Annotated in this window: 17 protein-coding genes; 14 read left to right on the top strand and 3 right to left on the bottom strand. The window is 50.9% G+C overall.

Annotation, left to right across the window (positions count from 1 at the left end; genetic code table 11):
- Positions 1 to 88: 88 nt before the first annotated feature.
- The gene (locus EKM96_RS06110) at positions 89 to 1,123 is read right to left on the bottom strand and encodes a DUF5776 domain-containing protein (protein WP_125641225.1); all 1,035 of its coding nucleotides are present in this window, start codon (positions 1,121 to 1,123) and stop codon (positions 89 to 91) included.
- A gap of 190 nt (positions 1,124 to 1,313) precedes the next feature.
- Here EKM96_RS06110 and EKM96_RS06105 point away from each other — a divergent pair, with 190 nt between their 5' ends.
- Entirely contained in the window at positions 1,314 to 1,625 is a 312-nt protein-coding gene (locus EKM96_RS06105) for a helix-turn-helix domain-containing protein (RefSeq protein ID WP_125641222.1), read from the top strand.
- Between the two features lie 240 nt (positions 1,626 to 1,865).
- Positions 1,866 to 3,233 (top strand): MFS transporter, encoded by a 1,368-nt coding sequence (locus EKM96_RS06100; RefSeq protein WP_125641219.1) that lies wholly within the window; start codon positions 1,866 to 1,868, stop codon positions 3,231 to 3,233.
- Between the two features lie 46 nt (positions 3,234 to 3,279).
- On the opposite strand, the gene EKM96_RS06095 is transcribed toward EKM96_RS06100, so the two are convergent.
- Entirely contained in the window at positions 3,280 to 4,365 is a 1,086-nt protein-coding gene (locus EKM96_RS06095) for a family 20 glycosylhydrolase (protein WP_225417647.1), read from the bottom strand.
- 336 nt (positions 4,366 to 4,701) lie between these two features.
- On the opposite strand from EKM96_RS06095, the gene EKM96_RS10680 reads away from it, so the two are divergent.
- The 8 genes from EKM96_RS10680 (at position 4,702) to EKM96_RS06050 (ending at position 16,040) form a co-directional block, all read left to right on the top strand.
- Positions 4,702 to 6,768, top strand: a complete 2,067-nt coding sequence (locus EKM96_RS10680) for a MucBP domain-containing protein (RefSeq protein WP_125641215.1) — start codon at positions 4,702 to 4,704, stop codon at positions 6,766 to 6,768.
- Positions 6,769 to 6,993: 225 nt separating this feature from the next.
- Positions 6,994 to 7,932, top strand: coding sequence for a restriction endonuclease (locus EKM96_RS06080; RefSeq protein ID WP_125641212.1), 939 nt, complete (start codon positions 6,994 to 6,996; stop codon positions 7,930 to 7,932).
- 673 nt (positions 7,933 to 8,605) lie between these two features.
- A complete protein-coding gene (gene brnQ, locus EKM96_RS06075) occupies positions 8,606 to 9,985 on the top strand; it encodes a branched-chain amino acid transport system II carrier protein (RefSeq protein ID WP_125641209.1) in 1,380 nt (459 codons plus the stop codon).
- Positions 9,986 to 10,344: 359 nt separating this feature from the next.
- Positions 10,345 to 11,727 (top strand): branched-chain amino acid transport system II carrier protein, encoded by a 1,383-nt coding sequence (gene brnQ, locus EKM96_RS06070; protein WP_125641307.1) that lies wholly within the window; start codon positions 10,345 to 10,347, stop codon positions 11,725 to 11,727.
- 72 nt (positions 11,728 to 11,799) lie between these two features.
- Positions 11,800 to 13,119 carry a replication-associated recombination protein A gene (locus tag EKM96_RS06065; RefSeq protein ID WP_125641206.1) on the top strand — a complete coding sequence of 440 codons (1,320 nt, stop codon included), beginning with the start codon at positions 11,800 to 11,802 and terminating at the stop codon, positions 13,117 to 13,119.
- Positions 13,120 to 13,246: 127 nt separating this feature from the next.
- Complete coding sequence (gene arsC / locus EKM96_RS06060) at positions 13,247 to 13,675, top strand: arsenate reductase (thioredoxin) (protein WP_125641203.1); 429 nt, start codon at positions 13,247 to 13,249, stop codon at positions 13,673 to 13,675.
- A gap of 27 nt (positions 13,676 to 13,702) precedes the next feature.
- Positions 13,703 to 14,545 carry an aldo/keto reductase gene (locus tag EKM96_RS06055; RefSeq protein WP_125641201.1) on the top strand — a complete coding sequence of 281 codons (843 nt, stop codon included), beginning with the start codon at positions 13,703 to 13,705 and terminating at the stop codon, positions 14,543 to 14,545.
- A gap of 301 nt (positions 14,546 to 14,846) precedes the next feature.
- Positions 14,847 to 16,040, top strand: a complete 1,194-nt coding sequence (locus EKM96_RS06050) for an ROK family protein (RefSeq protein WP_125641198.1) — start codon at positions 14,847 to 14,849, stop codon at positions 16,038 to 16,040.
- Between the two features lie 59 nt (positions 16,041 to 16,099).
- Here EKM96_RS06050 and EKM96_RS06045 read toward each other — a convergent pair whose 3' ends face one another.
- On the bottom strand, positions 16,100 to 16,444 hold the full coding sequence (locus tag EKM96_RS06045; RefSeq protein ID WP_164510982.1) for a hypothetical protein: 345 nt from the start codon (positions 16,442 to 16,444) through the stop codon (positions 16,100 to 16,102).
- A gap of 427 nt (positions 16,445 to 16,871) precedes the next feature.
- Between EKM96_RS06045 and xylA the strand changes: the two genes are divergently transcribed.
- From xylA to EKM96_RS06025, 4 genes are all read left to right on the top strand, one after another.
- Positions 16,872 to 18,221, top strand: coding sequence for a xylose isomerase (gene xylA / locus EKM96_RS06040; RefSeq protein WP_125641192.1), 1,350 nt, complete (start codon positions 16,872 to 16,874; stop codon positions 18,219 to 18,221).
- Positions 18,222 to 18,652: 431 nt separating this feature from the next.
- A complete protein-coding gene (gene xylB, locus EKM96_RS06035; protein WP_125641188.1) occupies positions 18,653 to 20,161 on the top strand; it encodes a xylulokinase in 1,509 nt (502 codons plus the stop codon).
- Positions 20,162 to 20,389: 228 nt separating this feature from the next.
- The gene (locus EKM96_RS06030; RefSeq protein ID WP_125641185.1) at positions 20,390 to 21,763 is read left to right on the top strand and encodes a sugar porter family MFS transporter; all 1,374 of its coding nucleotides are present in this window, start codon (positions 20,390 to 20,392) and stop codon (positions 21,761 to 21,763) included.
- Positions 21,764 to 21,948: 185 nt separating this feature from the next.
- Entirely contained in the window at positions 21,949 to 23,325 is a 1,377-nt protein-coding gene (locus tag EKM96_RS06025; RefSeq protein WP_125641181.1) for a sugar porter family MFS transporter, read from the top strand.
- Position 23,326: the final 1 nt, after the last annotated feature.

The raw sequence follows: 23,326 nt of genomic DNA, 5'->3' as shown, positions 1-23,326 counted from the left end.
TGACCCCCCAAGGTGGACCGTTTGGCCAACCTTGGGGGGTCACGATGATTAAGCTGACTTAAGACTTTCAAATTAAAGTCAGGAATTATTAATTGAAAGGCCGTTTGATACCGGCAACGTTTGACCGTTGACCGTTCTTGATGTTAGCGACCATGATACGAGGTGGCCAGCTTTCTATGACCTTGCCCTTACCTAAGTAAATGGCTACGTGCCAGATCGTGTGGGTGCCGGGTTGGTAATAGAAGACCAAGTCGCCACGTTGTTTGTGGGCATATGACACGCGGTGAAGCTTCTTAGCGGCCCATAGGTTGCGGGAATTCCACTCGTTACCGGGATAAGCGTGGTGAATGGAACTGGTTGGTAATGGGTTAATACCACCGGCGTACAGGGCTTGCATCACGAGGCCGGAACAGTCGGTCCCGTATTTAGGACTGGATGAGGAACCAACCAGGTAAGGATTGCCCTTGTACTTATAGGCCTGATGGATCATGGCATTAATATGTGCGGTGCGTCCTTGCCAAGCATGGGCACCAAGTGGAGCGATGTAACTGTCGATCCCGGTCCAAGCGGCTTTAGAGTAGCCCATCTTGAGCCAGGTTGTCTTGTTAACATTACCGGTTGCCTTTAGATGATGTTTACGTTGGAAGGCCTTGACGGCATTATAAGTTGCTTGATTGTACTTGTTATAACCGTTGGATGTGTGCATCCGTTTCATTATGTACCAGGTCTTGATGCCTTCGTAGTTACGCTTGACGGTGTAGCCTACGGTGCCATGAGGTTTAATTTGATGATATTGAACCTGATAATATTTGTGGGAATTTTGGTAGCCAGCCGTTTTGGCAACAAAAGCCTTATTCGCCGTGATGTATTTGTGGCTGCTGGTCTTGAGCATGGGTGCATGACCATCAGATGTCACCACGCCCGTGATCTTAGCAAAGTTATGGGCCTTAAGGGTTTTAGACTTGCTGGTTTTCTGGGCATTGTTGTACATTGTTACAGCATGCTTAGTCTTGATAATGCCGGGATTAGCGCTGTAATAACTGGCAGCATGCGCGGTGGTTGTGCCAGCCATGCCTAAGGTTAGGACTGCTGACAAGGTCAACCACAAAATAGAATGCTTCATAATTACTCCTCCTTAAATAGTTAAACGCACGTATCATTCATTCGAAAAAATAAACGATGACTAAAATTAGTATACAATAAAAAGGGTTTATTTTCCTTGTTATTTAAAATAATAGGTTTTTAAAGCTCTGTTAAGAGCAAAATAATTCTATTATGGTTGGCTTTGATTCCATGATAGGAGATAGTCAACCATGCAAATTTCAATAAGTAAACTAGTAAATCAAAAGCGACTGGCCCAGGGCTTGACCATTGAACAGCTAGCCGAACGAGCTGGCGTTTCTATCAGTCTAATATCACGGATTGAACGCGGTGAAATTGACAATATTAGTCTTAACAAATTACAGGCGATTGCGGATGCGCTAAATCTTAGAATGGGTGAATTCTTCGGGGATGAGCACTTGTCGGGCATCCATACATTGGACCTGCTTAATTACTTACGGGCGCTACCCGAGAATAAACGGGAGGCCGTTGCGGAAAGTATCCTGCGTATCTTAAAGTTATAGGCCGGGTTCGATCATAAGTTGGCGGCCAATTTCCACAGAGCACAAAAACAACCGACGCTGGTTAGCGTTGGTTGTTTTTGTGCTGGAGTATACGCTGAACGTAAGGTAGTATGACTATTTGGTAATTTTCAGAGTGTTGCCCGCGTTCTATGCTTGAATCATTCACTCAAAGGAATTGAGAAAATTCAAACGGCCGCTATTTACACGGACCGTCATCCAAGCATAGATAAGGGGTTCAGAATGACAAAAAGTACAGAAAAATTTGGATTCGTCCTACCGATAGTCTTGTTGAGTTACTTCATGATTCTATTGGATAACTCGATTGTCTTTACGAGTACGGTGAAGATCGCCGCGGATCTTCACTTGGGGTCGCAGATGCTCGCGTGGGTCAGTAGTGCCTATACCCTAACCTTCGGGGGATTCCAATTGTTCGGCGGCCGGATTGGGGATGTCTATGGTCGTAAGCGGGTCTTTCTGATCGGGTTATTAATCTTTTCTTTTGGGTCGCTGATGGTGGGGTTGTCGACAACGGCTACCATGATTATCTCCATGCGGGCCCTCCAAGGGGTGGGGTCGGCGATTCTGGCGCCCACGACTCTGGCCCTTCTGTTAGACAATTACCATGGCGCGATGCGGGCGCGGGCCATTGCGGCCTACGGCACCACAGCCGGAATTGGTGCCAGCTTTGGGATGGTCCTGGGTGGCGTCATTACCAGCGCCTTTTCCTGGCGATATGGTTTTTTCTTAAATGTTCCGGTTGGGTTGTTAATGTTTGTCATGACCATTCGGTTTGTTAAGGATGGCGGGACACCGCGGACTACCCGCCTGGACGTTGAGGGAACCTGCTTATCGGTATTGGGGTTGTCGGGCTTGGTCTATAGTGTTGATGGGATAGCTCACCAAATATCGGCGCTGATCATGGCGATCGTTGCGTTAGGATTATTCATTTATGCTGAACGGCGGGTTAAGAGCCCAATCATGCCGTTGCGGCTGTTCGCCGATCGACAACGTAACAGTGCCTATGTTGCCCGATTCTTTTTTATCGGGGCGGCCTTCGCCTACTTCTTTGTGACGACCCAGGCCCTACAAAAACTCTATGGGTTCACACCATTAATGACGGGCTTAGCCTTTTTGCCGGCGACGATTCCACAATTCTTTAGTGCCCTACAAGTTTCTAGGCTGTCCAGCAAGATCGGTAATGCACGATTGATCGTCATTGCCGACTTTCTCGTGGCACTGGGGATCCTGTTGACAGTCGTCTTGGGGCTGAACCGGGGCTACTGGGTAGCCATTGCTATCCCGATGGTGATCTTCGGCATTGGTCAGGGCCTCGTGCTCAGTCCATTAACGGCGGAGGGCGTTGCCAATACCGATCCCGAAATTGCCGGCGCGGCCTCCGGGGTGGTCAACACCGTCCATCAGTTTGGGCAATCAATTGGGATTGCCATCGTCGTTGCACTGACCAGTCGGGTCCACGATTATTCGAGAGATTATCGTGACCAGTTGCTGATCATCACGGTTATTGCTGGTCTGAGCATCATTGCCGCCTTTGTTTTAATGGGCAGCACGAGCCGTCAGGAGGCTCGTTCAGTATCGGCGAAGCAGTAGGATTAAAAACAGCGACGCCGTCTTTTTTTGACGGAGCCGCTGCTTTTTATTTTGGTATCGTTAATCGCTGAATAAAGCCGATGATCTGTTTCGTTGAAATATGTTTTGAATCGTGGCCCCAGAGGCAGACGAGCGTGCCATTGGTTTTGACGCCGCGTTCCAGGGTACGGTTCTGATTCTGACCGTGCTTGTCGATCTCGTTGAAGAGGTTGGGGCGGTACCGGTTTTTTAAGTAGTTAATGAAGTAATCGTCGTGGCGCTGGTTGCCGATGTATTTCAATTGGTAGTAAGCGGCATAACTATTGGTGTTCACAATTTTCCGTTTAGCCTTGACCAGGTTGGGGACCGAGGCCCGTTTGGCCTTGCGATCCTGTAACGACCGGGTCTCCGAATGATTACCGGACTGGGACCAGTAGTTCACGACAATATTTTTGTTGAGGCGGAGCAATTCGCGTTTCAGGATCGAGTCATTCCAAATCACCGTTGCATAGCCGCGTTGGTTTTGATAGCGGTTCAGATCGTTGATGAAAGTCGTTAGCGTGTGGTAAGCGGCCGTGTTGCCGGGCACCTCGTCCGCACCGAGAATAAAGTCGTGGGTGCGTTGATGTCTGAAGGTGCTGTCGAGTTCGCGATAGATGGCTTTGACCACAACATTGGTTTGTTTACGCGTATAGTTGAGGGTTTCCCTATCCAGCTTAACGGCCCGGTAAGTCTTGGGGCGCGCCTTCTTGAGTTGCCGCAGGATGGCGCCGGCGTGTGAAGGCACATCGACATCGGGTACCAGTTGAACGTGCCGCGCATTGGCATAGGTGACCAGGCGTCTGAGGGCCGCTGGCGAGAGCACGGTTTTACTGGCACGATTGCCTAAATATTTTGATTGGAAACTGAGATGCTCATTGTCGCTGAGGTGGAGGGCCAGGTAGTTGATGCGCCGGCCGGCCGCCGCGCGAATGACCTGTTTGAGGTCGGGTTCCGTCATGGGATGGCGGCCGAGATCGATCAGGAGGCCTTGTCGCCGATTGATCTGTGAACTGGGTGTGGCTGCGTTTGCTGTGGATGTTGGCAAGCCAACGGTTAATAGACCGATGCCGATTAGCAAAACCATCCAGAACCGGGTGTGATGTTCCAACATAAGGACGCCTCCAATTTTTGCCGTTAAGTGACCGGTCTCATCATAACGTGGTTTCCCAGTTTAGACCAGAAAAACAGGCAGCGACAATCATTTATGGAAGGCTAGTCGTGATTAATTGGATCGATGGGATAATCTATCGGACCATTGGTATCGATGATCAATCAATGCTCAAATAAATCATCGGTTAGGCACAATATAAAATGTTAATAACCTATAGAAATTAAAAACGAACTTCGATATACTGAAATCAGCTCATAACAGATGAGCAATCATAATTTTTCTGTGGTAATCAGTGGCGTCCAGCAACCATTACCACGGGTTCAGGAGGATTTTGACATGCATTGGGGAGCAGAAGTCAGTCGCTATCGAGCAACACGACACATAAAAAGCTGGATGGTTGCCGCGGTTATTTTAACGGAAATTGGCGGGCAACTCATCACACCGGTGGCCGCCCTAGCGGCGACTCCGGCAACCGTCGAGCAGACGCCGGTAGAATCGGAATCAGGCCGATCAGGAGAGGGGCGCTTGGGGAGCTCAGCTGTGTCGGATGGATCGCGTGAAGAGAATCGCCGTGAACCAAGGCCAGCAGCGGAAGTAACCGAGTCCGCGACGGCCGAGTCAGAGGCTGTCGCTACGAGTGAAGCAGCGACCGTAGAAGCCGTGGACACGCCTAGGAAACCAGACGAACCTAAGAAACCAGCCACGCCGGCCGCAACTAAGCCGCGCCAACCCCGTGAGGACGACAAGCGGTCCACTGAGTCGATTGATCAGTGGATGCCGAATAAGCGGCTCCAACGGGCCATCTTTTATCAATTGACCCATCTCATTCCAGTACCGGATGACGACAAGACTTGGCATTCAGTCGCCGATATTACGAAGGCTGATATGAAGCGGTTAAAAGAATTATTCGTCGGTTATTACGGCGGCGAGAATGGTGAGTCGACCTACAATCCGGGCGGTGAAGACTATCTTCTTGATGGACTGGAATACGCCACAAATTTGGAAACGCTCATGATGGGCGGTGGGGGTACGGATGCAGCCCCTTACCATAACTTCGGTAATATTAAGAACGTTTCGCCGCTAAGGAATCTGACGCAATTAAAAACGTTATGGCTGAGTAATAACCAAATCAGTGATGTGACGCCATTGGCGGGGCTCACCAACCTCACGGAGCTGCAACTCCATGATAACTTCATCGCGGATTTTTCAAGCCTGAAGAATATTCCGGCCGGGGTCAGTGAGAATCAGACGTATCAGTACATATTTCCAGATCCCATCAAGGTTAACTCGTGGACGCATGCGGCTCACTTGACGGTTCCGATTCATTTACAAAACGGCGATCTGGTCACGGGTGTTGAACAGCACCTAGTGGATACGTATTTGATTCACCACTATGTGGGGGGTGCCTTGAGCGACGGCGGTGAGGGTGTGACCTTCTGGTACACCCAGGGTGGTGACGTCACTGAGGACGGCAAAGGAGGACTCGACTTCACGAATATTACCGATCAGGCCCTGTTTCCCGAGGGGGGCGATCAGGCCGGCAACTATTATTTCTTAGTTGCGAAGTACGTGAAAGATGGCTATTTCTTCTGGATTATTCAAAGATACGATATCGGCGATGCCGCCGAGCCGGTCACGGTAAAGTATCAGGATGAACAGGGCCACGAACTAGCGGCCAGTCAAATCTTGCAGGGGGATATCGGCGATGCCTATCAGGCGCCGGCCGCTACTGTCCCGGGTTACGAGCTGACGAAGACTCCTGGTAACGCCCAGGGGACGTTTGGCGAAGAAGCGATCACGGTGACCTATGTTTATCGGAAACCGGTCATTGTACCGCCGGTCACTCCGCCAACGCCCAGTCCGACCCCTAATCCACAACCGACCCCGAATCCCACGCCGGCCCCGGGGCCGACGCCAACCCCAACCCCACCGGTCATTAAACAGGGCCGCGTGATAGTACATTACCAGACCGCTGCGGGAATTGCCGTTCATGGCGATACCAGTGTTACGGGTCAGGTGGGGAATGCTTATGAGACACGGCCCCTGCCGCTGACTGGCTATCATCTGGTCGGCCAGCCAACGAATGCCACCGGAATTTTTGGCGAGCAGCCGGCGGACGTGACCTATACGTATGCGCCTAATGCGGTGACTGGCGGGCAAGGTGATGGGACCGAACCGACCAAACCAGTCGTGCCAGCCGGAAACGGGACGGCGACGGGAAACGGTTCGGCCGCAACGTTGCCGATTCATACTGGGAGTGCGTTTGCCACGGCGACTAAGCCTGAGAACCGGCCTGTGGCCCTGCCAGCGACGAATGAACAGACGACCCCGATTCGTTGGTTGGGATGGCTAGTCTTGGTTGCCGGCCTTGGTGGCTGGTGGTTTAAGCGTCATCGACAATAGTCGGGCTGGCCGTGTTGATTGGGAGCTTGGGGACGTTGGTATACCGGAAACGGAACTAAATAGTTTTGAACATGAAAAGGTGACGAGAATGTATTTCGTCACCTTTTTTACTGCGATTGGCGTGGTATAATTCAAGTATTAACACTGGTTTTGCTGATTTATTTTCAGCATTAGACAGAATTATTATGGTTCTGGCTGAGTACCCTCAAGGAGGAAGCTGTTGAGATGAATTATCGGGATTTGAAAATTGGCAAGCACGGTTTACCGACCTGGGATGCCTTGGCACCAATTGTTTTGCGCTTCACAGAAAGACAAGGGGAATGGCAGGGTAAGAAACTCAAGATTGCGGTTGCCGATGATTTGGAATTGCCCGCCGACTTGCGGTTACTCATGTACTCAAGGACCAGTAGCATTAATATTATTGAAGATCGTGTAGGTTGGACAATTAGTGAATTGAGTACCGCAGGAATATTGGATCGGACTCGTCGTGGGTATTATCAGGTTACGGAGTTGGGTCGAAAGTTACTTGATGGACCAGATGAAATTAATCGAAAATTGATTCATGCACAACCGCTATATGTTCAACATCTCGCAGAACTCAAAGAACGACAGGGTCGAAAATTGAGTGTCGGGTCGGATGTTTCGGAAGAGCTCCCGGCTTCTGAAATGTTATCGCAACAGGTAGAAGCCTATAACGATGAAGTCGCGACTAGTCTCTTACAGAAGATTATGGAGTCAGAGCCGGAGTTTTTTGAAGAATTAGTGGTTAAATTGTTAGTTGCGATGGGTTACAAGGGGCCAAATGGCTCGGCATGGGTGACGCAACAATCCAATGATGGCGGTATAGACGGTGTGATTAACCAAGATGCACTAGGGACCAGTACTGTTTATGTTCAGGCTAAAAGATATAACAAAGACAGCAAAGTTTTACGACCGGCGATTGATTCCTTTTATGGGGCACTATCTCGGAATCATGCCGATCGAGGGGTCTTTATTACCACTTCGGGGTTTTCAGCCGCGGCTGTCGAAACGGCCCGAGAATTTTCAATTGTTCTGGTCGATGGGATTCAGCTGACTGACCTCATGCTTCAGTACCGAGTGGGCGTTCAAGTGAAGAAGAATCTAGAGTTGTTTGAGATTGATAAAGACTTTTTTGAAGACTAAATTTGAATGATATAAAAATTATGGCTAATTCTTTAATTTTCTCATTGCATTTTAATCATCATTGTCCTATACTACGTAACAATACTTAAAAACGTTGAGGAAAAAAGTAGCGAGCGCAGCGATGCCCAGTGAGTCACGTCTAGTGAAAAGTGACCGTCAAGCGTAAGTGAAAATCATTTCCGAGTTCGATGCTGAATCAGTAGGCTATCGTGGTTGCCACCATTACCTGGCTAGCGGATGTTGGTCCGTGATGAGTGTGGTGGCTACGGCGACCACAAAAAGGTGGTACCGTTCTACTCGTAGAGCCCTTTTCCCATAGTGGGAAGAGGGCTCTTTTTGACGTTTTAGGGTAATAAAGATGGTGAAGGAGTCGACACAAAAGTAGTTAAGCAACAGAGACCCAGTAAGTATTCAGGTGACAACTGAGTAGTTGAAATGCTGGATCTTAGCCAGAGGCGGTTAGGGTGAAGTCCTGTGACGGTGGTGTTAAGGCGGTGAATTGCCGGCTTTACACCACGGGCCGTCGGTCAGACCTGCGGTCCTGGCGGGGCTGACCAACGAGTTCGAAGACCGCTTTATGGCTTCGGACGGGCCCCATAGGACGTAACCCTAACCGCCGTCGGCGGTCAATATCGTACCCAATCGAAACAAAAAACGAGTGGAGGAATGAACAATGGAAGAAGCAGTAGTGACACCAAAGAAAAGTTTTCGGCAATTATTAGTGGTGAGCTCCCTGATTTTTGGGATGTTCTTCGGTTCAGGGAACCTAATCTTCCCCGTTCATTTAGGGCAAATGGCCGGCCATAACTGGTTCATGGCGGCATTAGGGTTCGCAGTTTCGGGGTCCCTGTTTCCACTCCTCGCCATCCTAGCAGTGGTGGTGACCAAGAGCGATGGCCTGTTCGATCTCGCCAAGCCAGTGGGTCGGCACTATGCGGCGGTCTTCCTGGTCTTAGTTCATTTGACTATCGGGCCCTTCTTCGGGACGCCCCGGACGGCCGCAACGGCGTATGAAATGGCCGTACAACCGTTCCTACCTAAGCGGTTCACGACCGTTGGCATGCTGGTCTTCACGGGTCTGTTCTTCGGAGCGGCTTACGTCCTTGCAACCCATCAGAGTAATCTCTTGAAGGTTGTCGGCAAGTATTTAAATGCCTTCTTCCTGGGCATGTTGGCCATCCTGTTCGTTGTGGCCTTCTTCAATCCCATGGGCAGTCTCCAACATACGCCAACCGTGGCCTACCAAACCAACGCCACGATCAGTGGTCTCCTGGAAGGCTACAACACGGTTGATGCCGTAGCCCTATTGGCCTTGAGTGTGACGTTTGTGCACGCGGTTCGCGGCCTGGGTTACCGTGATCGGGCCTTGACTAAGTTAACCGCTCAAGCCGGAACGTTAAGCATCGTTTTAGAAATCGCCATCTACTTCGGCTTAGTTCTACTAGGGGCCTTCAGCATGAGTCAGCTCAAGCTCTCCGCCAATGGTGGGGTAGCATTGTCCGCCATCGTCGGTCATTATTTCAGTAACTTTGAGACCCTATTCCTGGGTGTCCTGGTGACGCTGGGGGTCTTCACCACGGCGCTGGGGCTGGTAACGTCCTTCGCCCAAGACTTCCACAAGTTGTTTCCTAAGGTCAGCTATCTCTTCTGGCTGCGACTGACGACGTTTGTTTCATTCGTGGTGGCCAATGCGGGCTTGGATACCATCATCGCTTGGTCGTTACCCGTCCTGATGTTGTTATACCCACTATCACTGGCCTTAATCCTGGTTTCCTTGACGGTTGCCAAGCGGCCTTACGCCGGTTTAGTTTACAAGTTCACCATCGCTTTTACGGTCTTACCAGCGGTACTCGACATGCTGAACGCAGCGCCCGCAGTCGTGACCAACTTGGCGCCAGTTCACGCAGCCTTGGCATTCTACCATGGGGTCGTGCCGTTTGCCAGTCTTGGTTTGGGCTGGATGGTGCCAACCCTGGTTGGGTTCGTGGTTAGCCTGGTTTGGGGGCATTTCCGGTGGGCTAGTCAGGCAACCATGGTGGATAGTGACCAATAGGATTTCTCATTTAATTTTAATTTACCCATTGACTTTTAATAATCGAGGCTATATGATACTCAACAATACTTATAAAACGTTGAAGAAAGTAGTAGCGGATTCATTGGTGCTTAGGGAGTCACGGTTAGTGCAAAGTGACCACCAAGGGTTCGTGAAGGTTAATTCCGAGTTCGGCAGTTGCTAAGGCTGTCGTGGTGGCCACCATTATTTGGCTAGCGGATGTTAGTCCGTGATGAGTGTGGTGGCTTGCCATCACAAAAAGGTGGTACCGTTCTACTTGTAGAGCCCTTTTCCCATTCGTGGGAAGAGGGCTCTTTTGACGTTTACGGGTAAAAATTAGTGATATGGAGGAATTGATGATGAAAGAATTAAATGCAGCACCGAAAAAAAGTTGGGGTCAATTACTAGTCGTCAGTTCCTTAATCTTCGGCATGTTCTTCGGTTCCGGCAACCTGATTTTTCCCGTTCACCTGGGACAGATGGCCGGGTCAAATTGGTTCCTGGCCGCATTGGGCTTTGCGATCTCGGGGTCGCTGTTTCCGTTACTGGCGATTCTGGCCGTGGTTGTGACCAAGAGTGATGGCCTCTTAGACCTTGCTCGTCCCGTTGGCAAGCATGCCGCCGCCATCTTCCTCATTCTGGTTCACCTGACCATCGGTCCCTTCTTCGCCACGCCCCGGACCGCTGCCACCGCCTATGAAATGGCCGTTCAGCCGTTTATCCCTAAGCATTGGTCCACACTGGGCATGTTGCTCTTTACCGGCCTGTTCTTTGCGGTCACCTACCTGGCCGCCACTCATCAACAACATCTGCTAAAGATTGTTGGGAAATACCTTAACGTGGGGTTCTTGACACTGCTGGCCATCGTCTTCATCGTGGCCTTCCTGAAACCAATGGGGAACTTGTCGCAGGCGCCGACCGCCACTTACCAGGCTAACGCCACGATTGGTGGCCTCCTGGAAGGCTACAACACTTTGGACGCCGTGGCCTTACTGGCGCTGAGCGTCACCCTGATTCACGCCATTCGCGGCCTGGGTTATGAGGGGCGTGAGCTGACCAAGTTAACCGCAAAGGCCGGGATTATCAGTATTTCGTTAGAGGTGCTCATCTACTTTGGCCTAGTTTTACTCGGCGCCCTGAGCATGAGTCAATTAAAGTTATCCGCGAACGGTGGCACGGCCTTATCCCAAATTGTCGGGCATTACTTCAGCAGCGTCGGCACACTTTTACTAGGCGCCCTGGTGACACTCGGCGTGCTGACCACCGCGATTGGTCTGGTTTCCTCATTTGCCCAAGACTTCCATAAGCTGTTTCCCAAGGTCAGTTACCGGGCCTGGCTACGGGTCACCACGATCCTGTCCTTCCTGGTTGCGAATGCCGGGCTGGACACCATCATCACCTGGTCGCTACCCGTGCTGATGCTGATGTACCCATTGGCCCTGGCGCTGATTGGGCTATCGTTAACGGTTTCGAAACGCCCATACGCCGGGACCATCTACAAGGTCACGATGGCGTTCACCATTATTCCAGCCGTTCTCGACATGCTCAACAGTGCACCGGCCATGATTAGCCAATTCACGCCGATTCATACCGCGTTGGGTATCTATCATCAATATTTACCCTTTGCGAGCCTCGGTCTGGGCTGGTTGGTGCCGACGCTTATTGGCTTTGGCATCGGCTTCGCCTGGGGCGCCTTCCACGATGCGAGTCAGGCGGCCAGTCTACCCGAAAGAGACCGCTAAGCCGCTTAAGGGTTGGGACTGTTGTTCATCTGCGAAACGGGTTATCATGGTCCTAAAAGGGTGGTGGGACTCGTGCAACAAGAATCGTTATTTTCGAATAACCGGCAGAACACGCCGTTGGCTAGTCGGGTGCGGCCCCAGACGCTGGACCAATTCGTGGGGCAGACCCACCTATTGGGTGCGGGAAAGATTCTCCGTGAACTGATTGAAAATGATCAGGTGTCGTCGATGATTTTCTGGGGACCGCCCGGTGTCGGCAAGACCACGCTAGCCGAGATCATTGCCCGGCAGACGCAGGCCAAGTTCCTGAGTTTTAGTGCCGTGGACAGCAGTATTCGAAAGATTAAAGACATTATGAAACAGGCCGAGGGCGATCGCGAGATTGGTGAACAGACGATTGTTTTCGTGGATGAAATCCACCGGTTCAACAAGGCCCAACAGGATGCCTTCCTGCCGTACGTGGAGCGTGGCAGCATCATTCTGATTGGGGCGACTACGGAAAATCCATCATTTGAGGTGAATTCCGCCTTGCTGTCGCGCTGTAAGGTCTTCGTTTTGAAGGCGCTCGAGACGGCCGATATTGAAGAACTCTTGGATAATGCCATCAAGAATCCCGCTGGGTTTGACGTGACTGTCAAGATTGGTTCCGAGGAGCGGCATGCCATCGCCGAATTTGCCAATGGCGATGCCCGGATGGCCCTGAACACCTTGGAAATGGCCGTTCTCAATGGGGATAAGCAGGACGATCAGGTCACGGTTACCATGGATGACCTGAAGCAGCTGATCAGCCAGAAGTTTGTCCTCTACGACAAGACGGGGGAGGAACACTACAATATTATTTCCGCCCTGCACAAGTCGATGCGTAATTCGGACGTTAACGCCGCCATCTATTGGCTGACGCGGATGCTGGCAGGCGGGGAAGATCCCTTGTACATTGCTCGTCGACTGGTTCGCTTTGCCAGTGAAGACATTGGTTTGGCGGATACGAATGCCCTCAACGTGGCGATCAATGTCTTTCAGGCCTGCCAATTTCTAGGGATGCCGGAATGTGACGTGCACCTGGTCGAGGCCGTAAGCTACCTGTCTTTGGCGCCGAAGTCGAACGCCATCTACAAGGCCAGCCTCGAGGCCAAGCGCGATGTGCAGACGACGCGTGACGAACCGGTTCCGTTGCAGATTCGCAACGCGACGACTAAACTCATGAAGGACTTAGGGTACGGGGCCGACTATCAATATGCTCACGATACCAAGGATAAATTAACGGAAATGGATACCATGCCACCGATGCTGAAGGGCCATGAGTATTACCATCCCACGGACCAGGGTCGCGAGCCGCGGTTCAAGGCGCGTATCGACTACATCAAGCAGTGGCATCAGGAACATCGTGACTAATTATGACGTAAACGAGTGGCCGGAGTTATTCCGGCCTTTTTGCTGGAAAAATCGAATTTGACCTGCATCGTCGGCTAAAGACTGGTAAGCTGGAGATAATAATTCTTATATAATGGAAGGTGTTCTTATGGCCCAACTATATTTCCTCTGTACCGGTAACTCGTGTCGCAGTCAAATGGCTGAAGGCTTCGCCCGTAAGTTTGCACCCGCAGACTGGCAAGTTGCCAGTGCTGGCATCGAAACCCACGGTCTCAATCCGCGGGCGGTTGCCGTCATGCAGGAGGTTGGTATCGACATCTCGCAGCAGACATCCAAGCTCATCGATGCGGATTACCTGATGGCAAGCGATGTTGTCGTGACGCTGTGTGGGGATGCACGTGACCGTTGTCCCGTCACGCCACCCAGTGTGGCCAAGTTGCATTGGGCGCTCCCGGACCCGGCGCAAGCGACCGGGGATGACGAGGCGATCATGGCCGTCTTTCGGCAGGTGCGGGATGAGATTGAAGCCCATGTGCGGCAGTTGATCGCGGCCTGGCCTGAGGATACCGCCGACTAAGAATGACGATTTAAGGGGGAACGCCCAATGTTAACAGTCAAACTTAATAATGGGGTCGAGATGCCCCAAATGGGTCTCGGGGTCTTTCGAATCTGGGATCTGGCAAAAACCAAAGAGACGGTTCTAGCCGGCCTCAAGGATGGTTACCGGTTAATCGATACGGCTGCGTCCTATCAGAATGAGCCGGCCGTTGGCGAGGCCATCAAGGAAAGTGGGATTCCCCGCGAAGAAATCTTTGTCACCTCGAAACTCTGGGTTCAGGATATGACTTACGAAGGTGCCAAGCGGGGGTTTCAGGACTCACTGGATCGCCTCGGCCTCGATTACCTGGACCTCTATCTGATTCATCTGCCGATTGGCGATGTCTATGGTGCCTGGCGGGCGTTGGAGGAGCTCTACCATGCTGGCAAGATTCGGGCCATCGGCGTGGCCAACTTCGATCCACCGTTATTGGCGGCGTTCACGGCCTTTAACGAAGTGACGCCGGCAGTCGATCAGATTCAATTGAACGTCTTCCGGCAACGGACGGCGACGGTGGACTATCTGCGTAATAATAAGATTCAGGCGGAGGCCTGGGGACCGTTGGCGCAGGGTCGGCACGATGTCTTCCATAACCCCGTGTTAGAGAAGATTGCCGCCAAGTATCGGCGAACCACCGCGCAGGTAATGTTGCGGTGGTTGATGCAACGCGGGATTGTCGTGATTCCGAAAACGGTTCATGAACAACGACTGCTGGATAACAAGCTCGCCTTTGACTTCGAGTTGTTGCCGAGTGACATGACGGCCATCACCGACCTGGAACGCAACGACAAGGAGCGGCGGACGGCGGCCGATGTTAAACGCATCTTAGAATTGAAGGTCCATGATTAAATTGGCGGAACGCTCGGCTGCGGTCGAGCGTTTTTTTCGGTCAAAAATTTTTGCGCTGAATTCGAAATTTTACCGGGATCGACGGGAATTCAGGTAAATTAGGTAAAACGGTTGATTTATTGCGGGCTCGGGGTGATACTTGAGTTGGTTGGTTCATCGAACCAGGCAACGTCTCTGAGAACGCTTACAACACAATGAGACTAAAGTTGTTGCTATTAGCTTAGTTAGTTGGTATTATCAAAATACTAACTGAATGAAATGGGCGGGCCAGGGGCTTGTCAATCCACGAGGAGGAAATCAAATGGTTCGCCGGAGTATGAATCGCAATCAATTACATGATCAAAATTTGAAATTTGTCCTGCAACAAATCTTTAATAATCACCCCACATCGCGGATTGAGATTTCACATCAGCTGAATCTCAACAAGTCCACGGTGTCATCGCTATACAACACCTTAATGTCGGCGGGTTATTTGACGGAACTCGGACTAGGTGAGGCCTCAACGGCGGGTGGCCGTAAGCCAACGCTGGTCGAGATCAGCCAGGACTATGGCTACACGCTGACCTTTGACCTGGGCTATCGGCACCTACACGCCCTGGTGACCCGGCTTAATGGTCGCGTGTCCAAGTACGACCGTATTGATACCAAGGGTAAGACGATTCATGAGATGGTTGACCGCATCAATGAGTACATCGGTCAGATTCAGAAGCAAGATACCACCAGCAACGGTCTGTTGGGCATCTGCTTCTCCGTGCACGGGATCGTCTTGAATAACCAGGTAAAGACCTCACCATTTATCGACATGGATGGCGTCGACCTGGAGAAAATCTTCTCGATGGCCTACCAGGTGCCAGTTGTCTTGGAAAACGAGGCCAATCTGTCCGCGATCTATGAACGCGACTTCAACGGGGCCCATGGCCTGAACAGCACCGTGACCATCAGTATTCACCGGGGGATCGGGGCCGGGATTATCCTGCACCGCGACCTCTTCCGGGGGGAACATGGGGATGCCGGTGAAATCGGGCGTTCCGTGGCCAGTATCGCCATGGATGCCAACGGTGATCCGCGACCCATGCACGCCGAGGACATTAGCTCGGAAGATGCCATCATTCAAAAGGTTGAGGAACAAAAGGGCCTGAAGAACCTGGATCGCGATGCCATTGTCCGGCTCTATCGCGAGGAAGATCCCGAGACCCTGGTCATTCTGAAGGCTTTCTCAACGGCCATTGGCGGCCTCATCTACAATACGATGAAGACACTCGATCCCGACGCGTTCTTCCTGAACTCGCCGCTGATTGAGGAAATCCCGGATCTGTTGAAGCAGATTCGTGGCGTTTACCAAACACTGGCCAATGATAACGTGACCATCGACGTGACGCAGAATGCCCGACTGGCAACGGTCTTGGGCGGGTGTTCGCTGATCACGCATCGCGTCCTCGGCTTGGATAATTATGAATTAAACTTTGAACGACCAACCACCGAACCGGTGGGTTAGGCCAAATGAAAAGCGTGTCCCGGGGAGTGAAATCCTGGGACACGCTTTTTTGAGTTGGGTTATTTAAAATTCTTATGCTGATTATCTCGTTCCAACAGGTCGAGGATGAAGAGGGCCAGTAGGGGCAAGGCCAGGCCAACTAACGGTATGTTTGATCGTTCGGGTGTGACCGCCACAGAGGGGGTCGCCTTGTGAGCAGCCAGCGGGATAATCGATGCCTTCGGCCGGGGACTCTTGGTGAGGGGTTGCGTCACCGTGGTGGGTTCCACGGGCGTGGTCGAGTCGGCCAACGCCGCGGGACTCCCACTGGCTAAAATTGTCATGGCCACCAGGCCACTAACCAACCATGGCCAACAATTCTGCTTCATAAGCTGACGAACAAGCGAAGATTGACGCATCCACATAGTTATCCTCCTCAATCGATATGGGCATGACCACTTAGCATTCCTCATTGATTCTTTAAAAATATTATAGTGGATGAACATAAAGGAATAGGTCGTCAAAATGTAAAGTTTACGTTCAGAAATGGTTAAGCAAACGTGTCGGAATAAACATCTAATTTATGAATCCGTTTCCCAGAATAATATTTTCTTTCTATATATAAGTGAATGGATTTACCTAATTCAAGTTTGACCCGCCGCCGTGGATTCTGTGGTATTCTCCAGATGGTTGAACATAGTTGGTTTAACTTTTTTACTAATTCCGGAAGTAACCGCTATCAAATTTTTGAAAAATCTTGACGAAAACGCTTGCATTAACTTCTAAGCTCTGTATAATAAGTTTTGTAAGTTGGTTGTCGCAACGAACTAACCAGGAGGTTTTTATAAAATTATGACTGAAGAATACTGGAAAGGCATCGACAAGATTCAATACGTCGGCCATCAAGATAAGAAGTCTGGCTTAGGTTTCCAATACTACAATCCTGAAGAAGTGATTGCAGGTAAGAAAATGAAAGATTGGTTACGGTTCTCCGTAGCTTACTGGCACACTTTTGATCAACGTTTAGTTGACCCATTCGGTGACGGGACCGCTCAACGTCCTTACGACCACTACACAGATCCAATGGACTTGGCTTTAGCCAAGGTGGATGCTGCCTTCGAATTTTACAACAAATTAGGGGTAGACTACCTTTGCTTCCATGACCGTGACTTAGCACCTGAAGGGGACACTTTACGTGAAACCAACGCTAACCTGGATAAAGTTGTCGACAAGATCGTTGACTACCAAAAGACTTCTGGCATGAAGGTTCTTTGGAACACGTCAAACATGTTCTCAAACCCTCGGTTCGTTGAAGGGGCTGCAACCTCGCCATACGCTGACGTCTTTGCTTACAGTGCCGCTCAATTGAAGCACAGTTTGGAAATTGGTAAGCGTGTCGGTTCTGAAAACTATGTCTTCTGGGGTGGCCGTGAAGGTTACGAATCACTCTGGAACACGAACATGAAGCAGGAACAAGAACACGCTGCTAAGATGTTCCATTTGGCTAAGGATTACGCTAACGAAATCGGCTTCGATGCTCAGATGATGTTAGAACCAAAGCCTAAGGAACCAACGACCCACCAGTACGACTTTGATGCCGCAACCACGATCGCCTTCATGAAGGAATACGATCTGGACAAAGACTTCAAGTTGAACTTGGAAGGTAACCACGCCAACTTAGCTGGCCATACTTACCAACACGAAATCCGCGTTGCCCGTGAAGCCGGTTTACTGGGTTCATTGGATGCCAACGAGGGTGACAAGTTAATCGGTTGGGACATCGACGAATACCCATCAAACTTATACGAAACCACTGCTGCAATGTACGAAGTTATCGAAAACGGTAGCATCGGCCCTCGCGGTGGGTTAAACTTTGATGCTAAGCCTCGTCGGACTTCATTTGCCCCAGAAGACCTCTTCTACGGCCATATCGTTGGTATGGACAGCTTTGCTGCCGGCCTGCGTGTTGCAGCTGCTATGAAGGCTGATGGCTTCTTGGACAACTTGAAGGCTGACCGTTACAGCTCATACAAGTCTGGCATCGGTGCCGACATCGAAGCTGGTAAGGCTAGTTTCAAGCAGATGGAAGACTACTCCTTGGACAAGACGCAAGCTGATCTGGTTAAGGCAACGCATTCAGACCACCTTGAACAAGTTAAGGACACGCTCAACCACTACATCATCGAGACCCTTAGCAAATAATTTAAAATAACTGACAAGAAATTGGCGGACGAACGGTGTGTTCGTCCGCCATTTTTGTCTTTCGACCAATGCCGCCTTGCCGGTTGCCAGTTAGGGGGCTGGAACGTGGTGGGCCGACTTTGAGCCCCAAGCCCGGTCTCAAAGCTCGACCTTTGCCTAACCCGAGTAAAGTCGCTCGGCTAAGGCAAACGACACCACTGAGCCCCCTATCTGGCGCCCTCACGGCTCATACTAGCCGACTGCGGTTTGATTGGGCTAGTTAGTGTGGAATAGGATGTTAAGTGATTAGCCGAGAGGGCGACCTGAGGGAGGCTCAGCCATGGCGTTCCAGCCTCCAGCAGGCCAACCGGCAGGCGGACAGCTTGCGCTGTCTGAGATTTAAAACCAAAACAAAAAACTAAAACCAAACGATAAACTAGGAGGAATGACCGATGGGAAAGTATGTACTCGGTGTTGACCTGGGGACCAGTGCCGTTAAGGTATCGGCCTTAGACCATAGTGGGCAGATTGTTGCTCAGGAAAGTTTTGACTACGATTTGATTCAGAAACAGCCGGGGTATAACGAACAGAACCCCGAAGACTGGGTCTCTGGCACGACGGTGGCGATTGTTCGCTTGATCTTGAATGACCACCTGGCCGCCGATGATATCGAGGGGCTGAGTTTCTCTGGCCAAATGCATGGGCTGGTTCTGTTGGATGAGAACAAGAAGGTCTTACGGCCATCGATTCTCTGGAACGATACCCGGAGCACGCCTCAACGTGAGGAGATCGAGGCCAAACTGGGCGATGAGTTCGTCGATATTACCCGGAATCAGCCGCTCGAAGGCTTTACGCTGACCAAATTACTGTGGGTTAAGGAAAACGAACCCGACATCTGGGCTAAGGCCAAGTACTTTGTGCTACCTAAGGATTACGTGCGCTACCGCATGACCGGTAACCTGGCCATGGATTACTCCGATGCGACCGGGACGGTGCTGTTAGATGTGGCCAAGGGCGAATGGAGCCAACGGATTTGTGACGTCTTCGATATTCCAATGAGCATGTGCCCACCCCTGATTAAGTCGATCGATTTTGCCGGGACGGTAACGGCCGCCTACGCCGAATTCTCTGGCTTGAACATGGACACCAAGGTCTTCGGTGGCGCCGCCGACAACGCCGCCGGGGCCGTTGGTGCGGGCATCTTACACCCGAACATGGTGCTTTCCAGCATCGGGACCTCCGGAGTTGTCCTGAAGTATGAAGACAACGCCGACGTGAACTATCACGGGGTCCTGCAGTTTGAAGACCATGCCATTCCTGACAAATACTACTCCATGGGTGTGACGTTGGCCGCTGGGTATTCTTTGAGCTGGTTCAAGAAGACCTTTGCCCCAGTTGATGATTTCACGGAGTTTGTGGCGAGTGCCGCTAAATCGACGGTCGGGGCCAATGGCCTGCTGTACACGCCTTATATCGTGGGTGAACGGGCACCTTACGCCGATGCCGACATTCGGGGAAGCTTTACCGGGATCGATGGCACGCATCAGCGTTACGACTTCGTCCGGGCCGTCTTAGAGGGGATCGTCTTCTCCTTCCGCGACCTCTTCGACATCTATGAGGAAAATGGGGGCGATTTCGATACGGTCGTTTCCATCGGTGGTGGGGCCAAGAGTCCCCTCTGGCTTCAGATTCAGGCCGACATCTTCAACCGCAAAGTGGTCAGCCTAGAAAACGAACAGGGTCCTGGTATGGGGGCAGCGATGATTGCCGCCGTCGGCCTGGGCTGGTTCGATTCGCTCCAAGACTGTGCCGAAACCTTTGTCCATTTTGGTAAGGCCTACGAGCCAAATCCAGACAACGCGGCTAAGTATGAAAAAATGCATCAAATCTATAAGCAGGTATACCAACAAACCAAGGGGATTAGCGAACAACTCCTTGATTACCGTAAGGCCGAGCTATAAAAATATTTTAATAAAGTTTGCAGAAAGTCTGGCGTTTGCCGGGCTTTTTTTATTTTTAAAAGAAAACGCTTCCAAAATAGATTTGGACGTGGTATTATATCCTCATGGTTGGTTGAGCAAATCAACCAACACGTGATTAAACCAACTTACATTAAGCAATTCAGCGTTTACTTACACATACTCTGTCACTTTATTTCTACGGCGTAGGCCGCATAAGGAGCGAAAAATATGCGAAAAGTTTCAACCGGATTTGTTTACTTTTTCGGGGCATTAGGTGGCTTACTCTTCGGTTACGATACCGGGGTCATCTCAGGTGCCATTCTGTTTATCCAGAAGCAAATGCACTTGGGCCCTTGGCAACAAGGTTGGGTTGTTAGTGCCGTCTTGTTAGGTGCCATCTTAGGGGCCGCCATTATTGGGCCATCGTCTGACCGTTACGGTCGGCGGAAACTCTTATTGCTATCAGCCATTATTTTCTTCGTTGGGGCCTTGGGCTCCGGGCTGGCACCTGAGTTTTGGACACTGATTATTTCACGGGTCGTCCTCGGGATGGCCGTTGGGGCCGCCTCAGCGCTGATTCCAACGTACTTGGCAGAATTGTCACCCGCCGACAAGCGGGGCACTGTCTCCAGTCTGTTCCAACTGATGGTTATGACGGGGATTCTGTTAGCCTACATCACCAACTACGCTTGGGCCGACATCTTCCACGGCTGGCGTTTGATGTTAGGATTTGCCGCCGTTCCCGCCGCATTACTGTTCTTCGGGGGATTAATCTTACCCGAAAGCCCACGGTTCTTGGTAAAGAGTGGTCGGGTCGACGATGCTCGCCAAGTCCTGGATACCATGAATAAGCATGATACGAAAGCCGTTAATGCCGAATTAACCCAGATTCAAGAACAAGCTAAGATGCAGAGTGGTGGCTGGACCGAACTCTTTGGTAAGATGGTTCGTCCTTCACTGGTTATCGGGATTGGCTTAGCCATTTTCCAACAAGTCATGGGTTGTAACACGGTGCTCTACTACGCGCCAACCATCTTCACCGACGTTGGTTTCGGGGTCAACGCGGCCCTGTTAGCCCACATTGGGATTGGGATTTTCAACGTGATTGTGACAGCCATTGCCGTGGCTATCATGGATAAGATTGACCGGAAGAAGATGTTAAACATCGGGGCCGTTGGGATGGGGATTTCCCTGTTCGTCATGAGCCTTGGGATGAAGTTCTCCGGCGGTTCACACGTTGCGGCCATCATCTCCGTGATTGCCTTAACCATCTACATTGCGTTCTTCTCCGCAACTTGGGGTCCCGTCATGTGGGTCATGATTGGGGAAGTCTTCCCATTGAACATCCGTGGGTTAGGGAACTCCTTTGCCAGTGTGATCAACTGGACAGCCAACATGGTGGTTTCCTTAACCTTCCCAGCACTGTTGAACTTCTTCGGTACCGGTAGCCTGTTCATCGGTTACGGTGTCCTCTGTTTCGCCTCCATCTGGTTCGTTCAGAAGAAGGTCTTCGAAACACGGAACCGTTCACTGGAAGAAATCGAAGCAACGCTGCGGGAAAAGGCCGGCGAAACGGCCACAGACCTGAATACAGCTGAATAATCAAACAACTTAGAATACACCGCCGGTCATGGCGGTGTTTTTTTGTGGAAAACGCTTCCAAAAAATAAATGTAAGTGCTATCATAATAAGCATAGTTGGTTGAAGCAATCAACTAACTAAAGAAACGCCAACTTACAGTGAACCAAAATCTACGGCGATGAACCGTCAAAGGAAGTAAAAAGACTATGCATAAAGTTTCAACCGGATTCGTTTACTTCTTCGGCGCCCTTGGAGGACTTCTCTTTGGGTATGATACCGGGGTAATCTCAGGAGCCATTTTGTTTATTCAGAAGCAAATGCACTTGGGCTCTTGGGAACAAGGCTGGGTCGTTAGTGCCGTACTGCTGGGTGCCATCTTGGGTGCCGCTATTATCGGGCCATCGTCTGACCGTTATGGTCGGCGGAAGCTTCTACTTCTCTCTGCTATTATTTTCTTTATTGGTGCTTTGGGGTCGGCGTTTTCGCCAGAGTTCTGGACACTAATTCTTTCACGGGTTATCTTGGGTACCGCCGTTGGTGCCGCTTCCGCCTTAATCCCAACGTACTTGGCCGAACTCGCACCCGCCGATAAGCGGGGGACGGTTTCCAGCCTGTTCCAACTGATGGTTATGACCGGGATCTTGTTGGCCTACGTTACCAACTTGTCGTTCTCCGGTATTTACACCGGCTGGCGCTGGATGTTAGGCTTCGCTGCGGTTCCTGCCGCCTTGTTGTTCCTGGGTGGGTTAATCCTCCCAGAAAGCCCACGGTTCTTAGCTAAGAGTGGCCACATGGACCAGGCGCGTGAAGTGCTTGAAACCATGAACAAACATGATGAAGTTGCCGTAAACAAAGAAATTACTGAAATTGAAGCATCCGCTAAAATCGTCAGTGGTGGCTGGAATGAATTATTCAGTAAGATGGTTCATCCATCATTAGTTATTGGGGTTGGCCTTGCCATCTTCCAACAAGTTATGGGTTGTAACACGGTGCTCTACTACGCGCCAACCATCTTTACCGACGTTGGCTTCGGGGTGCACGCTGCCTTGTTAGCTCACATCGGCATTGGGGTCTTCAACGTGGTGGTTACCGCCATTGCCGTCGCCATCATGGACAAGTTTGACCGGAAAAAGATGTTAAACATTGGGGCCGTCGGCATGGGGATTTCCCTGTTTGTCATGAGTCTCGGCATGAAGTTCTCCGGTGGGTCTCACGTGGCCGCAATTATTTCCGTGCTGGCCTTGACCATCTACATCGCGTTCTTCTCCGCAACCTGGGGTCCCGTGATGTGGGTGATGATTGGGGAAGTCTTCCCACTCAACATTCGGGGTCTAGGGAACTCGTTTGCCAGTGTGATTAACTGGACGGCAAACATGATTGTTTCCTTAACCTTCCCATACCTGTTGGATTACTTCGGTACTGGTAGTCTGTTCATCGGTTACGGGGTGCTTTGTTTCGCTTCTATCTGGTTCGTCCAAAAGAAGGTTTTCGAAACTCGTGGCCGTTCTTTGGAAGATATCGAAGCAACGTTACGGACTAAGGCCGGCGAAGATGCTGATGACCTAGTCGTTACCGAAAAATAAA

It is taken from the genome of Levilactobacillus tangyuanensis (assembly GCF_003946545.1).
GTDB lineage: Bacteria > Bacillota > Bacilli > Lactobacillales > Lactobacillaceae > Levilactobacillus > Levilactobacillus tangyuanensis.
Note: the sequence above shows the minus strand (reverse complement) of the source record. Positions and strands in the feature narration are given on the sequence as shown.

Coding starts and splice junctions, on each gene's coding strand:
- EKM96_RS10680 (WP_125641215.1), top strand. CDS start 4,702: ATGCATTGGGGAGCAGAAGTCAGTCGCTATCGAGCAACACGACACATA.
- EKM96_RS06030 (WP_125641185.1), top strand. CDS start 20,390: ATGCGAAAAGTTTCAACCGGATTTGTTTACTTTTTCGGGGCATTAGGT.
- brnQ (WP_125641209.1), top strand. CDS start 8,606: ATGGAAGAAGCAGTAGTGACACCAAAGAAAAGTTTTCGGCAATTATTA.
- brnQ (WP_125641307.1), top strand. CDS start 10,345: ATGAAAGAATTAAATGCAGCACCGAAAAAAAGTTGGGGTCAATTACTA.
- EKM96_RS06045 (WP_164510982.1), bottom strand. CDS start 16,444: ATGTGGATGCGTCAATCTTCGCTTGTTCGTCAGCTTATGAAGCAGAAT.
- EKM96_RS06095 (WP_225417647.1), bottom strand. CDS start 4,365: ATGTTGGAACATCACACCCGGTTCTGGATGGTTTTGCTAATCGGCATC.
- EKM96_RS06105 (WP_125641222.1), top strand. CDS start 1,314: ATGCAAATTTCAATAAGTAAACTAGTAAATCAAAAGCGACTGGCCCAG.
- EKM96_RS06025 (WP_125641181.1), top strand. CDS start 21,949: ATGCATAAAGTTTCAACCGGATTCGTTTACTTCTTCGGCGCCCTTGGA.
- xylA (WP_125641192.1), top strand. CDS start 16,872: ATGACTGAAGAATACTGGAAAGGCATCGACAAGATTCAATACGTCGGC.
- xylB (WP_125641188.1), top strand. CDS start 18,653: ATGGGAAAGTATGTACTCGGTGTTGACCTGGGGACCAGTGCCGTTAAG.
- arsC (WP_125641203.1), top strand. CDS start 13,247: ATGGCCCAACTATATTTCCTCTGTACCGGTAACTCGTGTCGCAGTCAA.
- EKM96_RS06080 (WP_125641212.1), top strand. CDS start 6,994: ATGAATTATCGGGATTTGAAAATTGGCAAGCACGGTTTACCGACCTGG.
- EKM96_RS06055 (WP_125641201.1), top strand. CDS start 13,703: ATGTTAACAGTCAAACTTAATAATGGGGTCGAGATGCCCCAAATGGGT.
- EKM96_RS06100 (WP_125641219.1), top strand. CDS start 1,866: ATGACAAAAAGTACAGAAAAATTTGGATTCGTCCTACCGATAGTCTTG.
- EKM96_RS06050 (WP_125641198.1), top strand. CDS start 14,847: ATGGTTCGCCGGAGTATGAATCGCAATCAATTACATGATCAAAATTTG.
- EKM96_RS06110 (WP_125641225.1), bottom strand. CDS start 1,123: ATGAAGCATTCTATTTTGTGGTTGACCTTGTCAGCAGTCCTAACCTTA.